General features: G+C 70.1%; 11 protein-coding genes. 9 read left to right on the top strand and 2 right to left on the bottom strand.

What is annotated here, in order from left to right; genetic code table 11:
- Positions 1-162: 162 nt before the first annotated feature.
- The 4 genes from IC535_RS03540 to ubiM all read left to right on the top strand — a co-directional run bounded on the left by IC535_RS03540 (position 163) and on the right by ubiM (position 3,637).
- Positions 163-1,305: a hypothetical protein gene (locus IC535_RS03540; protein WP_228886693.1), complete on the top strand. Its 1,143-nt coding sequence runs from the start codon at positions 163-165 to the stop codon at positions 1,303-1,305.
- Positions 1,306-1,364: 59 nt separating this feature from the next.
- Complete coding sequence (locus IC535_RS03535) at positions 1,365-1,904, top strand: DUF4019 domain-containing protein (protein ID WP_228886694.1); 540 nt, start codon at positions 1,365-1,367, stop codon at positions 1,902-1,904.
- 33 nt (positions 1,905-1,937) lie between these two features.
- The gene (locus IC535_RS03530; RefSeq protein ID WP_228886670.1) at positions 1,938-2,327 is read left to right on the top strand and encodes an MAPEG family protein; all 390 of its coding nucleotides are present in this window, start codon (positions 1,938-1,940) and stop codon (positions 2,325-2,327) included.
- A 134-nt stretch (positions 2,328-2,461) separates the two neighbouring features.
- Positions 2,462-3,637 (top strand): 5-demethoxyubiquinol-8 5-hydroxylase UbiM, encoded by a 1,176-nt coding sequence (ubiM, locus tag IC535_RS03525; protein ID WP_228886695.1) that lies wholly within the window; start codon positions 2,462-2,464, stop codon positions 3,635-3,637.
- A 14-nt stretch (positions 3,638-3,651) separates the two neighbouring features.
- Here the strand turns inward: ubiM and IC535_RS03520 are convergent, their stop codons facing one another.
- On the bottom strand, positions 3,652-3,882 hold the full coding sequence (locus tag IC535_RS03520) for an RNA-binding S4 domain-containing protein (protein ID WP_228886671.1): 231 nt from the start codon (positions 3,880-3,882) through the stop codon (positions 3,652-3,654).
- A gap of 265 nt (positions 3,883-4,147) precedes the next feature.
- Here IC535_RS03520 and IC535_RS03515 point away from each other — a divergent pair, with 265 nt between their 5' ends.
- The 5 genes from IC535_RS03515 (at position 4,148) to IC535_RS03495 (ending at position 12,616) form a co-directional block, all read left to right on the top strand.
- Positions 4,148-6,082, top strand: a complete 1,935-nt coding sequence (locus tag IC535_RS03515; RefSeq protein WP_228886672.1) for a DEAD/DEAH box helicase — start codon at positions 4,148-4,150, stop codon at positions 6,080-6,082.
- Positions 6,083-6,301: 219 nt separating this feature from the next.
- Complete coding sequence (locus IC535_RS03510; RefSeq protein ID WP_429000390.1) at positions 6,302-8,683, top strand: putative bifunctional diguanylate cyclase/phosphodiesterase; 2,382 nt, start codon at positions 6,302-6,304, stop codon at positions 8,681-8,683.
- Between the two features lie 192 nt (positions 8,684-8,875).
- Positions 8,876-10,528, top strand: coding sequence for a sensor domain-containing diguanylate cyclase (locus IC535_RS03505; protein ID WP_228886674.1), 1,653 nt, complete (start codon positions 8,876-8,878; stop codon positions 10,526-10,528).
- Between the two features lie 60 nt (positions 10,529-10,588).
- Positions 10,589-11,311 (top strand): pseudouridine synthase, encoded by a 723-nt coding sequence (locus IC535_RS03500; RefSeq protein WP_228886675.1) that lies wholly within the window; start codon positions 10,589-10,591, stop codon positions 11,309-11,311.
- Between the two features lie 144 nt (positions 11,312-11,455).
- Positions 11,456-12,616 (top strand): AAA family ATPase, encoded by a 1,161-nt coding sequence (locus IC535_RS03495; RefSeq protein WP_228886676.1) that lies wholly within the window; start codon positions 11,456-11,458, stop codon positions 12,614-12,616.
- An 86-nt stretch (positions 12,617-12,702) separates the two neighbouring features.
- On the opposite strand, the gene IC535_RS03490 is transcribed toward IC535_RS03495, so the two are convergent.
- Entirely contained in the window at positions 12,703-13,650 is a 948-nt protein-coding gene (locus IC535_RS03490; protein ID WP_228886696.1) for a DMT family transporter, read from the bottom strand.
- Between the last annotated feature and the right edge of the window lie 75 nt (positions 13,651-13,725).

Below are 13,725 nucleotides of genomic sequence, written 5' to 3'. Positions count from 1 at the left end.
TATGCGCTCGGCGATGGCCGGGCTCGCCACTTTCGGACAGCAATGCCGGGTCGCCCGGCCGCAGGTTCAGGGCAGGTTGCCGCGATCGTGGCCGCCCGCACTAGACTGTGCGTCCACGTGCCGCTGCGCGCGTTCCTCCGTACGGATGCCGGGTCGTTCATGTTGCTCAAGTCGTGGTGGTTGCCGTTGTTGTGCCTGGGTCTGGCCGGTTGCAGCCAGCTGGAGAATCCGGGCAATGTCACCGCCGCCGACAAGGCGGTGCGGGCGCAGACCGCCGATGGCGATCACATGGTGTCCATCAACGCCGCCGATGCCCCGCCGGTGGCACCGCCGCCGCCCCGGCGCGGCGACCTGGGCTGGCCGCAGGCCGCGCTGGAAAACGGCAAGGCCTGGGTCAGCTGCGATACCGATTACGCCGCCGCGGCCGGCGATGGCGTGGCGCTGGAAGCGCTGGACCGCGGCAGCATCGATGCCGCGCTGGCGCCGTGCGCCGAACGTGGTCTGGTGCGGGTGCGTTATGTGGGCAAGATCAACCCGGGCTTCTCCGAACTGGTCGCGCGGCTGGCGATGGTGGCCGACGCGCAGCGCATCTCCAAACGCATCCTGGACCTGGATTCCAGCGGTGGCCAGGTCGAGGCGGCGATCGTGGCCGGCGACCGCATCGGCGAGTCCAACTGGACCATCTGGATCCGCGAAGGCTCGGTCTGCCACAGCGCCTGCGTGTTCGTGCTGGCCGCCGGCGACAACCGCCTGGTGGCCGGCAAGGTCGGCATCCACCGGATGATGCGGATCAGTTCCAAGGCGACCTCGCGCGCCGAACTCAACCGCGAACTCCATGAGGTCTACGACAACGTCAAGGACTACCTGCAGCGCAACGGCGTGGCGGTGGGCGTGGCCGACCTGATGATGACCGTGCCCAACCGCAGCCTGCGCCTGCTGAGCAGCGAAGAACTGCGCCAGTTCGGCCTGGACGGCACCAACGCGGTGCAGGACGACCTGGAGCGGATCAAGCAGATGCGCAAGTGCGGCGACGATTTCGTCCGCCGCAAGGACGCCTTCCTGGTCGCCTTCGACCAGGAGTGCAAGCGCGAAGGCAGCGAACTGGAAACGGTCAACGGCTGCGGGCAGGGGCTCAAGCAGCGTTTCGGTTTCCCCGATGCGACCTGCCCGGATGAAAGCCCGCTGTCGGAAATCGATGTGTCCACGCTGCTGCCGGCCAGCCAGGCGCCGGGCAGCGCGGCTGCCGCCGAGCGCACCGCCAGCGACGCCGGCCAGCCGCCGGTGGAAACCGCCGAACGCAACTGACGGACCGCTCACGGCGCTTCGTCGTAGACTCCCCGGCAGTGTTTCCAGCCCGGGATGTCCTGATGCGTAGCGTGCTGCTGTTGTCGTTCCTGTTGCCGGCCATCGCGCTGGCGCAGACTCCGCCGCCGGCCACCCCGGCTCCGGCACCGGCCCGTCCTGCCCCGGCGGCCGCCCCCGTGGCCGCTCCGGCGCGCCCGGCGCTGACCCCGGCGCAGCAGGCGCAGGTGCACAAGCAGGATGCCGAGCTGACCGCAGCGGCCCTGCAGGTGGCGCAACTGGTGGATGGCAACCGCGCCGCCGAGGCGTGGAAAGGTGCCTCGGCGGTGGCGCGCAGGACGGTGACCGAGCAGGCCTTCGTCGCCCAGCTCGGTGCCGACCGCAAGCGCCTGGGCGCGCTGGCCGCACGTGGCCAGCCGGTGGTGACCCGGGTCAAGTACGCGCCCGGCGCGACGGTGCCCGAGGGGTTGTACATCAATGTCAGTTTCCCCACCCGCTTTGCCAACAGCGCCCAGCCGGTGCGCGAGCTGGTGTCGTTCCGGCTCGACGAAGACCGGGTCTGGCGCCTGGCCGGTTACAGCGTGCGCGCCGCCACCCCCTGAACCGCCGATGCCGCCTGCGGCAGGAGTAACGCCATGACAATCGAGATCCAGATGCTGGTGTGGTCGATGCTGCTGGGCATCGTGCACCTGTTTGCCGCTTCCACCGCGGTCACCCGCGAACGCGGGCTGCACTGGAATGCGTCGGCCCGCGATGGCCAGAACCCGCCGGTGCGGCCGCTGACCGGGCGCCTGCAGCGGGCCCAGTCCAATTTCATGGAAACCTTTCCGTTCTTCGCCGCGGCGGTGCTGGCGGTGGTGCTGACCCAGCGCCAGGACGGGCTGACCGCGCTGGCCGCGCAACTGTACTTCTGGGCGCGGGTGGTCTACCTGCCGCTGTATGCGGCCGGCGTGCCGTACCTGCGCAGCCTGGTATGGCTGGCCTCGCTGGTCGGCATCGTGCTGTTGCTGTGGGCGCTGCTGTAACGCGGTGGTGAACCGCGGCCGACGCCGCTGATCCAGATCAAGGCCGGTGGCCAGGCCGCGGCGCTAAGCTCGGCGTAGATCAGGCAAGCGCAGGGACGGACATGGCAGACAGCAGCACGCAGGGCGGCAACGGCCTGCCGTCGGTGGATGTGGTGGTGGCCGGGGCCGGCCCGGCCGGGTTGTGCTTTGCGCGGTCGCTGGCCGGCAGTGGCCTGCGGGTGGCCCTGGTCGAGCAGCAGCCGCGCACGGCGCTGGCCGAAGCGGCCTTCGATGGCCGCGAAATCGCGCTGACCCATGCCTCGCGGCAGATCCTGCAGCGGTTGGGCATCTGGGACCGGCTGGACCCGGCGCAGATTTCCGCATTGCGCGATGCCAAGGTGATGGACGGCGGCTCGCCGTTCGCATTGACCTTCGCCGCGCACCAGCGCGATGCCCAGGACCTGGGCTGGCTGGTGCCCAACCACCTGATCCGGCGCGCCGCCTGGGACAGCGTGCAGGGCCAGCCGGGGCTGGAACTGCTGGATCGGTGCAGCGTGCAGCAGGTCAGCCCGGGGCCGCAGCGCAGCGTGGTGACCCTCAGCGACGGCCGCCAGCTCGCCGCCTCGCTGGTGGTGGCCGCCGACAGCCGGTTCTCCTCGACCCGGCGCCTGCTCGGCATCGGCGCGCGCCTGCGCGACTTCGGCAAGTCGATGCTGGTCTGCCGGATGCAGATCGAAGTGCCGCACCAGCACACCGCCTGGGAGTGGTTCGGTTATGGCCGCACGATGGCGCTGCTGCCGCTCAACGGCGACCAGGCCTCGGCGGTGATCACCCTGCCGCCGCGCCGGATCGAGGCCTTGATGGGGCAGGACCAGGACAGCTTCGGGCGCAGCATCAGCGCACTGTTCGAGCATCGGCTGGGCGCGATGCAGCCGGTGGCGCCGCCGCTGGCCTATCCGCTGGTGGGGGTGTATGCCAATGCGTTCGCCGGCGAGCGCTGTGCCCTGATCGGCGATGCCGCGGTGGGCATGCATCCGGTCACCGCGCACGGCTTCAACCTGGGCCTGCTCAGCCAGGACCGGCTGGCGCGGACCCTGCGCGCGGCGCAGCGGCGCGGCCGGGACATCGCCGCCCCGGCCGGGCTGGCGGCCTACGAGCGCGCCCATCGGCTGGCCTCGCGACCGCTGTACGAGGCCACCAATGCGATCGCCACGCTGTATACCGATGACCGCCTGCCGGCACGCCTGCTGCGCCGGGCCGGGCTGCGGCTGGCCCACGGGGTGGCCCCGTTCCGCCAGCTGATCGCCGCGCAGCTGACCGCACGGCACTGACCAGGCAGGGCGGCTCAGGGCGCCGAGCTGTCGGCCAGGATGTGGATGGTGGTGTCGCCGAACTGCACCTGCTGGCCGGCGCGGATCTTGCACGCCTTGCGCAGCTCCACCGCGCCGTCGACCAGCACCTGGCCATCGCCGATCACGGTCTTGGCTTCGCCCCCGCTGGTGACCAGGTCGGCCAGCTTGAGCAGCTGCTTGAGCTCGACGTAGTCGCGCTCCAGTTCAAATTCGAGGGTCTGCATGGAGCGGGTATCCTGGGAAGGGGCGCGGAGGTTGGACCGGGCCGGGAGAGGGCGCGTATTGTGCGCCAGCACGCGGCCCAACGGCATGCCTGCGGGAATCTGTACGCGTTGTTCAGGAACGATGCGGTATCATCGCCCCCTGAGCGAGTCACTACTCCTCCGACCGAGCAGCGCCAGGGCACGCGATAAGAAAGGGCGCCCAAAGCGCGGACCATCCCCTTTTTTATCCCACTGCCATGTAAACGGCAGTGCTTTGGAGTTTCCCATGTCCCAAGAATCCCCCGCGCCGCTGCTGTTTGCAGATCTCGGCCTGTCCGACGCTGTGATGCAGGCGGTCGCCACCGTCGGCTATGAAACCCCGTCGCCGATCCAGGCCGCCACCATTCCGGCGATGCTGGAAGGCCGCGACGTACTCGGCCAGGCGCAGACCGGCACCGGCAAGACCGCCGCCTTTGCGCTGCCGGTACTGTCCAACCTCGATTTCAACCAGGCCAAGCCGCAGGTACTGGTGCTGGCGCCGACCCGCGAACTGGCCATCCAGGTCGCCGAGGCGTTCCAGACCTATTCCTCGGGCATCCCCGGTTTCCGCGTGCTGCCGGTCTACGGCGGCCAGCCCTACGGCCAGCAGCTGTCGGCACTGCGCCGCGGCGTGCACGTGGTGGTGGGTACCCCGGGCCGGGTGATCGATCACCTCAACCGCGGCACCCTGGACCTGTCCGAGCTGAAGACCCTGGTGCTCGACGAAGCCGATGAAATGCTGCGCATGGGCTTCATCGACGATGTCGAAGCGGTGCTCAAGAAGCTGCCGGAAACCCGTCAGGTCGCCCTGTTCTCGGCCACCATGCCCTCGCAGATCCGCCGCATCGCCCAGACTTACCTGAAGAACCCGGCCGAAGTCACCATCGTGACCAAGACCACCACCTCGGCCAACATCCGCCAGCGCTACTGGTGGGTGAGCGGCATGCACAAGCTCGATGCGCTTACCCGCATCCTGGAAGTGGAACCGTTCGACGCGATGATCATCTTCTCGCGCACCAAGGCCGCTACCGAAGAACTGGCCGAGAAGCTGCAGGCCCGTGGCCTGGCCGCTGCGGCGATCAACGGCGACATGCAGCAGGCCCAGCGCGAGCGCACCATCGGCATGCTCAAGGAAGGCAAGCTGGACATCCTGGTGGCCACCGACGTGGCCGCGCGCGGCCTGGACGTGGAGCGGATCAGCCACGTGCTGAACTACGACATTCCCTACGACACCGAAAGCTACGTGCACCGCATCGGCCGTACCGGCCGTGCCGGTCGCACCGGCGATGCGATCCTGTTCGCCACCCCGCGCGAGAAGGGCATGCTGCGTGCGATCGAGCGCGCCACCCGCCAGCCGATCGAAGAAATGCAGCTGCCGAGCGTGGACGCGGTCAACGACACCCGCATCACCAAGTTCATGAGCCGCATCAGCGAGGCGCTCGATGCCGGTGGCACCGAGTTCTACCGCGACCTGCTGCAGCGCCTGGAAGGCGAGAAGAACGTGCCGGCGATCGACATCGCCGCCGCGCTGGCCAAGCTGCTGCAGGGCGATTCGCCGTTCCTGCTGACCCCGCCGGTGCGTGGTGCGCGCGAAGAGCGTGCCCCGCAGCAGCGCAACGAGCGCAGCAACGACCGCGGCGAGCGTCCGGCCCGGTTCGAGCCGCGCTTCGAGCGTGGCCCGCGCCGCGAGGACGAGCGTGGTCCGCGTCCGCCGCGTCCAGAAGGCGATTTCGGCGGCAGCGACGCCGGTTTCGAACGCGCCCCGCGCCGTGACATCGCCCCGCGCGGTGCCGCCGAGCCGGGCATGGAAACCTTCCGCATCGAAGTGGGCCATGTGCACGGCGTCAAGCCGGGCAACATCGTCGGCGCGATCGCCAACGAAGCCGGGCTGGAAAGCCGCTTCATCGGCCGCATCGACATCCACGACGACTTCTCGGTGCTGGACCTGCCGGCGGAGATGCCGCAGGACCTGCTGACCCACCTGAAGAAGGTGTGGGTCTCGGGCCAGCAGCTCCAGATGCGCAAGGTCGAGCCGGGCGAAGACCTGACCCCGTCGGCGCGCCCGCCATTCAAGCCGAAGTTCGGCCAGGGCGGCAAGCCGCGTGGCCCGGGCGGCCCCGGCGGCAACGACCGCCCGCCGCGCCGCGATGGCTTCAAGCCGCGTGGCCCGCGCAACTTCTGATCGCCCCACGGTGATCGGCACAACGCCAGCCTTCGGGCTGGCGTTGTCGTTTCAGGGGCCGGGGCCAATGCCGGGGCGGTTTCGCGCCATCTCAACATGGCTGCCCCTAGCCTGCCGGTTGGACCACGCGGCAATGGAACTGGTACAACAGGCCACCGGGGGGGATCGGCGATGCTGGCAACTGGCAGGGACGTTGGTGCAAGGGTGGTGCCGCATCCGATGCGGGGGTTGACCCTGCGCGTTGCGCTGCTGACCGGCATGGCGATCGGGCTGGTCGGCATTTCCGCGCTGATACAGGAATTGCAGGCCGCCTCGACGGCCTGGATCGTCGGCCAGAGCCATTGGTCGCGCAGCCAGCAGCAGGCCAGCTTCGCGCTCAGCCGCTACCTCAGCCACGGCCACCCGCGCGATCTGGCCGAAGCGCGCCAGGCGCTGGCGGTGCCGTTGGGCGACCTGGACGCGCGGCGCGCGCTGGAACAGCCCGACACCGACCTGGCGCGTGCACGGCGCGGTTTCCTGGCCGGCGACAATGCGCCGGGCGACGTCAACCGCTTGATCTTCTCGTTCCGCTATCTGGGGCACCTGGCCTATTTCAAGGATGCGGTTCGCCTGTGGCGGCAGACCGATGCGCCGCTGCTGCAGCTGGCCGGCCTGGCCGGCGCGGCGCAGGCCTTGCACGCACGGCCGCAGGTGGATCCGGCGACCCGGGCGATGCTGCAGGACCGGCTGCAGGGCCTGGACCGCGAGCTGCAGGGCCAGGCCAAGGCGTTCTCGATGTCGTTGCGGCGCACTGCGGGGATCGTGCGGATCACCACGCTGGTGGTGGGCGGGCTGTCGGTGCTGCTGATCACCGTGGTGGCGGTGCTGCTGGCGCGGCGGGTGCGGCACGACCTGCTGGAGAAGGAAAGCCGCTTCCGCGCCGCGTTCTACCTGGCCACGGTGGGCATGCTCAAACTGGATGCCGACGGCGGCATCGTCGAAGCCAACCAGGCCATCGCCGATATCCTCGGCTACCGCCGCGAGGCCCTGCTCGGGCTGGCCCTGCCGGACCTGCTGGTGGAGGGCGAGCTGGTGTTCGACGAGGATGGCCGGATCGACTGGCCGCGCCAGCTGCGCCCGGCCGAACTGCGCTTCCGCTGCGCCGACGGCGGGCTGCTGTGGGGGCGCTGGAGCGGCACCCTGGTGGCGATGCCCGGGCATGCGCCGATGGTGTTTGCGATCATCGAAGACGTCTCGCAGAACCACGCGCTGGCCCGCGAGGTGCAGCACCACGCCAGCCACGACCCGCTCACCGGCCTGGTCAACCGGCGCGAGATCGAGCGCCTGACCGAACAGGCGCTGCTGGACGTGCGCGCCCACGGTGGCGTGCACAGCCTGTGCTACATCAACCTGGATTACTTCAAGCTGGTCAACGACGGCCTGGGCCACGCGGCCGGCGACCAGTTGCTGCGCAGGATGGCCGACTACCTGGTCGGCGCGGTGCGCGAGGGCGACTGGGTCGGCCGGCTGGGCGGGGACGAGTTCGCCCTGTTGCTGGCCAACATCGGCCAGGACGAGGCCAAACAGGTGCTGCAGCGGATCGTGCGCAGCCTCGATCAGACCGGTTTCCTGCACACCGAAGGCCGGCCGCGGGTGAGTTGCAGCATCGGCGTGGTGGAAGTCACCGACGAGGCGGTGGACGTCAACTGGTTGATGAGCGCCGCCGACAGTGCCTGCTATGCGGCCAAGGAGGCCGGGCGCAACCGCGTGCACTGCTTCAACGAGAGCCGCCTGGCGCTGGACGAACGCCGGCTGGAGGCCGACCGCCTGGCCCAGGTGACCAGCGCGATCGCCGACAACCGCATGCTGCTGTATGCCCAGCGCATCGAACGGGTTGGCGACCCCGGCTTCCTGCACTATGAAGTCCTGGTGCGCATGCGCGGCGTCGATGGCGTGTTGCAGGGGCCGGGCGCGTTCATGCCGGCGGTGGAGCGCTATGGCATGGGCATGGCGCTGGACCGGCACGTGCTGTCGCTGCTGTTCCGGCACCTGCAGGTGTGCCCGGCGCACGTGCAGCTGCTGGGCCTGTGCAATGTCAACGTGTCGGCGCAATCGATCGCCGAGCCCAGTTTCCTGGCCTTTGTCTGCGACCTGCTCGAACGCAACCGCGGGCTGGCCCGCAAGCTGTGCTTTGAAATCACCGAAACCGCCGCGATCAGCAGCCTGGCCCAGGCCCGCAACTTCATCGAAGGGGTCAAGGCGCGCGGCTGCCGGGTGGCGCTGGACGACTTCGGTTCGGGCCTGTCCTCGTTCAGCTACCTGCGCCAGTTGCCGGCGGACATGCTCAAGATCGACGGGGTGTTCGTGCGCGACATGGACATCGACCCGGTCAGCCGCGCGGCGGTGCGGGCGATCACCGAGATCGGCCGCGAACTGCACATGACCGTGGTGGCCGAATGGGTGGAATCGCTGGAGGTGGCCGCCCAGCTGCAGCAGCTGGGCGTGGACGGGTTGCAGGGCTATGCGATCGAGCGCCCGATGGCCCTGGAGCGGATGACCCAGCCGGCATTGCGCCCGCTGCGCAGCGGCGTGTCATCCGACGGCCGCCCCGGCCTGCCATGATCGCGGCGAAGCCGTCGCCGTAGCGTTTGCTCGCCGACGGATGCGGATGCGGATGCGTACCGTCCAGCGTGAAAGTGCCGGGATCTTGCGATAATCCCGGCCAGGGGCGGCACGCGCTGTGCGTGGGGCACGACGGAACGGGCGGGGCAGGGCGTGAGGCACGGGCACGGCGGGTTCGGTGGGAAAGGCGCAGTGTGCTGGCTGCTGGCATGGCTGTTGCTGTGGCCCGGTGTCTGGCAGGCGTCGGCGGCAGCGCTGGACCCGGCCCGGGTCGGGCATGATGTGCTGCTGCTGGGCGCGGCCACCGCCGAACGCACGCCACAGCGCGCCTGCAGCGCCGAGGTGCTGGCGCACCACCAGCAGCTGCTGGCGGTGCCGGCGCCCGCCGACGGCTGGTCGGGCGAGCCGCAGGCGGTGGATGTGTTCGGCGTGCTGTCCGGGGAAGTGCGCATCAGCTATGGCGACCGCGAGATCTGCGGCAGCATGCACGACGCGCGCACCCGCGATTCGCGCTTCCGCGCCGGGATCGGCATGGTGGTGGTGCCGCCGGCCGGTGGACGCGAACCGATCATGGTGGCCTGGGCCACCCCGCTCAAGCCACGCTGGATTCCCACCGTGGAACTGGGCGGGCCCAGCCCGGTGCAGCAGAACGACACCGCCCGGCTGCTGGTGCGCGCGGCCTGCATCGCGGTGGCGATCGCGCTGGCACTGTCGGCGCTGTTCGGCTATGTCACCGCCAAGGACCGTTCCTTCCTGGTCTTCGTCGCGGTCTGCCTGGTGTTCGTGTTGTGGCAGGCGGTGCTGGGCGGCCTGAGCGGCTACCCCGAGCCGTGGCTGCCGGTGGACGACCGCGCCTCGTGGTGGCTGGTGGCGCTGACCGCGTTCACCGAAGCCCTGCTGTTGCCCATCCTGTGGCGGCTCAACGGCGGCGACCGGCTGTGGCCGGGCTCGCGTGGCGCCCAGCAGGGCGTGCTGTGGGGGCTGATCGTGGTCGGCCTGTGCGTGCCGTGGATGGGCCTGGCCGCGCTGGGCTGGTGGGCGGCGGCACTGGAGACGCTGTACCTGGCCGGCTGCGCGGTATGCCTGGGCGTGGGCCTGTGGGCGCTGCTGCGGCGCGACCGCTATGCGCTGGCCGGGCTGAGTGCGCTGGCGCCGTGGTGGGTGATGATCATCGCCGATGCGCTGCATGCGCAGTGGGTGGTGGCCTACCGGATCGAGGCGTTGCAGCTGTCGGCCACCTGGTTCCTGATGATGTCCGCCTATGCGCTGAACCTGCGCCTGGGCCGGCTGCGCCAGCAGCGCGACGAGATGCGCCAGCTGGCCGACACCGACGCGCTGACCGGCCTGCCCAACCGCCGCGCCGGGCTGCGCCTGCTGGCCGAATACCTGCAGCGGGCCCGGCAGGAGCAACAGCCGCTGGCGATCGGCTTCCTGGACATCGACCTGTTCAAGGACATCAACGATCAGTTCGGCCATGACGTCGGCGACCAGGTGCTGGTGGCGGTGGCGCGCGGCCTGCGTGGGGCGGTACGCAACCGCGACGATGTGATCCGCATGGGCGGGGAGGAATTCCTGGTGCTGCTGCCCGGCACCAACCGCCTCACCGCCCTGGCCCGGCTGGAAAGCGTGCGCCAGCAGGTGGTGGCGGTGCGGCAGGCGTTGGCCATTCCCGGCCTGAACGTATCGGCCAGCATCGGCCTGGCGGTGTTGCGCGGGCCGTCCGACGACCTGCCGGCGCTGCTGCGCCGCGCCGACCACGCCATGTACTGCGCCAAGCGCGCCGGCCGCAACCAGGTCTACGATGCTGAACAGCCGGCCGCGGCCAGCGACCCACTGATGGTCTGACCCGGCCGGCAACGCCACGCCGTTGCCCTGCGCGGCCCGTGTTTGCCGGATAATGGCCCGATGACAACCCGACTCAACAAGTTCATCGCCGAAACCGGCTTCTGTTCCCGCCGCGAAGCCGACCGCCTGATCGGCGAACGCCGCGTCACCGTCAATGGCCATCCCGCCGGTACCGGCGCGGTGGTCGGGCCGGACGACGTGGTGCTGGTCGACGGCCAGCCGCTGCGCGCCCGCGAGGCGAAGAAGGCCGGCGGCCGCAAGCATGTCTATATCGCGCTGAACAAGCCGGTGGGCATCACCTGCACCACCGAAAGCTCGGTCAAGGGCAACATCGTGGAGTTCGTCGGCCACGAACAGCGGATCTTCCCGATCGGCCGCCTGGACAAGGATTCCGAAGGCCTGATCCTGCTGACCAGCAACGGCAACATCGTCAACCAGATCCTGCGCGCCGAGAACGGCCACCAGAAGGAATACATGGTGGCGGTCAACAAGCAGGTCACCGACGAATTCCTGCGCGGCATGGCCCGCGGCGTGCGCATCCGCGATGAAACCACGCTGCCGTGCCGGACCAGCCGGCTGGCCAAGTTCGGCTTCCGGGTGATCCTGCAGCAGGGCCTGAACCGGCAGATCCGGTTGATGGCCGCCGCGTTCGGCTACCGGGTCACCCAGCTGCGCCGGGTGCGCATCGACAACATCAAGATCGGCGCGCTCAAGCCCGGCCAGTGGCGCAACCTCACCGATGCCGAGTTGAAGGGGCTGCTGCCCCAGCAACAGGAATGGTGATGGCCGGCATCACGCGCTGATCCGGCGCTGGGCGAGGCGAAAAGCGACCTCCGCAACCGGGTGATGCGCGCCGACCGGGCCGGTCGCAGGCCGTGCGACCGGCGGCCGGCACACTGCGCGCCCGTCGGTGTGGAATTCCAGCGCATGTTGCAGACTCTGGCCGTGGCCAACTACCGATCCCTGCAGGGGCTGGTGGTGCCGATGGAACGCCTGAACCTGGTCACCGGCGACAACGGCAGCGGCAAATCCAGCCTGTACCGCGCGCTGCGCCTGCTGGCCGACACCGCGCAGGGTGGCGTGGCGGCGGCGCTGGCGCGCGAAGGCGGGCTGGCCTCGGCATTGTGGGCCGGCCCGGAACAACTGGACCGGCGCATGCGCGATAGCGAGATGCCGCTGCAGGGCACCGCCCGGACCCAGCCGGTGTCGCTGCGGCTGGGGTTTGCCGCCGAGGCGTTCGGCTATGCGATCGACCTGGGCCTGCCGGTGCCGAGCCAGTCGATGTTCGACCTGGAGCCGCAGATCAAGGCCGAATGCATCTGGGCCGGCCCGTTCCTGCGCAATGCCAACCTGCTGGTCGAACGCCGTGGCGCGCGCGTGCGCCGGCGCGCCGGGCGCAGCTGGGAAGCCCTGGACGAACCGCTGTCCGGGTTCGACAGCCTGTTCTCGCAACTGGCCGACCCCCAGCGCATGCCCGAGGTGATGCAGCTGCGCGAGTACATCCGGCGCTGGCGCTTCCATGACCATTTCCGCACCGACAGCGCGGCCCCGGCGCGGCGGCCGACGCTGGCGATCCGCACCCCGGTGCTCGGCCATGACGGCCACGACCTGGCTGCGGCCTGGCAGACCATCCTGGAAATCGGCGATGCGCCGGCGCTGGCCCGCTCGGTGGACGATGCCTTTCCCGGCGCCCAGGTGGGCATCGATGCCCACGAGGGGCGGTTGTCGCTGAGTTTCCGGCAACCGGGCCTGCTGCGCCCGCTGGCGGCCTCCGAACTGTCCGACGGCACCCTGCGTTACCTGCTGCTGGCGACCGCCCTGCATACCCCGCGCCCACCGCCGCTGCTGGTGCTCAACGAACCGGAAACCAGCCTGCACCCGGACCTGCTGCCGGCCCTGGCGCGGCTGATCATCGCCGCCAGCGCACGCAGCCAGCTGTGGGTGGTGTCCCATGCCAGCCGCCTGATCGCCGCCCTGCAGGAGGCGCCGGCCTGCCATACGATCTGTCTGCACAAGGCGTTCGGCCGCACCGGCGTGCGCGGCCAGGGCCTGCTGGACGCGCCGGCCTGGCACTGGCCGACCCGGTAGGTGCCGACCGTTGGCCGGTACCAGGTCGATGCACCGCGCGTACGCCCCCGGTAGCTACCGACCGTTGGTCGGTATATGCGCAGCGCTCAATCGACGATGTTGCGCGCCTCGGCGGTGGCCAGGATTTCGGCATGCTCGACCGGCGTGCGGCGGTTCATCAGCGGATGCAGGAACACCGCGCCGATGATGATGGCCACGCCGGCGTAGAACAGCGGCGTCAGTTCGCGCTGCTCGCTGAGCAGGATCATCGCCAGCACGATCGCGTAGACCGGCTCCAGGTTGGTCACCAGCTGCACCGTATAGGCGCTGAGGTGGCGCAGTGCCACCAGCGCCAGGGCGAACGGCAGCAGCGTGCAGACCCCGGCCAGGCCCAGCAGCAACAGGCCGTCATGCAGGCTGGGCACCACCCACAGCGGGCTGGCCAGGGCCGGCAGCAGGAACGGCAGGGCCGGCGCCAGCAGGGTCAGGGTGACGGTGCCGGCGCCCAGTTCCAGTGCGGTCACCGTCAGCGGGTCGGCATGGCTGACCAGGCGTTTGTTGAGCGAACCGAACACCGCCACCAGCAGCGCCGACAGCGCCCCGATCAACACCCCCAGGCGCATGCCGTGCGGCACCCCGCCCACCACCAGCGCCACCCCGGGCAGCACCGCGATGCCGAAGGCCAGCTCGCGCAGCTGGAACGGGCGCTTGGCCACCCACGGTTCGATCACCGCGGTGAACACCGGCGCCAGCGCGATGCAGGTGGCCGCCACCGAGGCATTGGCCAGCTTGACCGCGCCGTAGAAGGTCAGCCAGTGCAGCGCCACCAGCGCACCGACCCCGCAGTAACCGGCGAACAGCGCCGGCGACAACTGGCGCAGCCCGCGCCAGACCCGTGGCAGCAGCGCCAGCATCGCCACCACCAGCAGCATGCGCCACCACACCAGCGGCAGCGCGGGCAGGGTGATCAGCTTGCCGAGGATGGCGGTGACGCCCCACAGCAGGACGCAGAAATGGATCTGCAGCAGGGCCTTGCGGGTATCGGAGATCGGCATCGGGGTATTGTGCGGCACCGGCCGGCCGGGTGAAACGGTCATGTCGCCGCGGCGCAGGCCATGGCATGCTGCGCC

Origin of the sequence: Stenotrophomonas rhizophila (assembly GCF_020857975.1) — a bacterium.
In the GTDB taxonomy this organism is placed as follows: Bacteria; Pseudomonadota; Gammaproteobacteria; order Xanthomonadales; family Xanthomonadaceae; genus Stenotrophomonas; species Stenotrophomonas rhizophila_C.
This window is presented reverse-complemented; position numbering and strand designations above follow the sequence as displayed.

Bases quoted from the DNA above. Each gene is read 5' to 3' on its own strand.
- IC535_RS03530 (WP_228886670.1), top strand. From the start codon at position 1,938: ATGACAATCGAGATCCAGATGCTGGTGTGGTCGATGCTGCTGGGCATC.
- IC535_RS03520 (WP_228886671.1), bottom strand. From the start codon at position 3,882: ATGCAGACCCTCGAATTTGAACTGGAGCGCGACTACGTCGAGCTCAAG.
- IC535_RS03515 (WP_228886672.1), top strand. From the start codon at position 4,148: ATGTCCCAAGAATCCCCCGCGCCGCTGCTGTTTGCAGATCTCGGCCTG.
- IC535_RS03510 (WP_429000390.1), top strand. From the start codon at position 6,302: ATGCGGGGGTTGACCCTGCGCGTTGCGCTGCTGACCGGCATGGCGATC.
- IC535_RS03500 (WP_228886675.1), top strand. From the start codon at position 10,589: ATGACAACCCGACTCAACAAGTTCATCGCCGAAACCGGCTTCTGTTCC.
- IC535_RS03495 (WP_228886676.1), top strand. From the start codon at position 11,456: ATGTTGCAGACTCTGGCCGTGGCCAACTACCGATCCCTGCAGGGGCTG.
- IC535_RS03490 (WP_228886696.1), bottom strand. From the start codon at position 13,650: ATGCCGATCTCCGATACCCGCAAGGCCCTGCTGCAGATCCATTTCTGC.